The sequence below is a fragment of the Oleiphilus sp. HI0043 genome (genome assembly GCF_001634935.1).
The window spans coordinates 1-668 of record NZ_LWEY01000996.1; the positions used below are offsets into that span (position 1 = coordinate 1).

The window sequence follows — 668 nt, forward strand, 5'->3', positions numbered from 1 at the left end:
TGTGCCCAGTGCTACGGTCGTGACTTGGCTCGTGGTCATGTTGTTAATAAGGGTGAGGCTGTTGGTGTTATCGCTGCGCAGTCAATCGGTGAGCCGGGTACACAGTTAACGATGCGTACTTTCCACATCGGTGGTGCGGCGTCTAGATCATCTGCAGTAGATAATATTCAGGTTAAGCATGGTGGTAAGATCCGCCTGCATAATATGAAGTCGATTGAGCGTAAAGACGGCTGCCTAGTTGTAACCTCTCGCTCTTCTGCGCTAGCAGTAGCTGATGAGCATGGTCGCGAGCGTGAGTGGTATAAGCTTCCTTACGGTGCTGTGATCTCGGCTAAAGACGGTGACAAGATCGAAGCGGGTGGTGTGGTTGCTAAGTGGGATCCACATACGCACCCAATCATTACCGAAAATGGTGGTAAGGCTCAGTTCGTTGGAATGGAAGAGGGTATTACTGTAACGACTCAAACTGATGAGTTAACAGGTCTATCCAATATCCAGATTATCGATCCGAAAGATCGTCCATCTTCAGGTAAAGATATTCGTCCAATGGTTCAGCTTGTGGATGAAGATGGTAACCCTGTCTTGTTACCAGGTACAGATAATCCGATTCAGGTATTCTTGCCAGCTAACGCTTTGTTAAATATGCGTGATGGCGACATGGTTGAAGT

General features: G+C 47.8%; 1 pseudogene. It reads left to right on the forward strand.

Features of this window, described 5'->3' with window-relative positions:
• Nucleotides 1-668 (forward strand): annotated as a pseudogene (locus A3729_RS10755) (DNA-directed RNA polymerase subunit beta'); the annotation flags it as partial.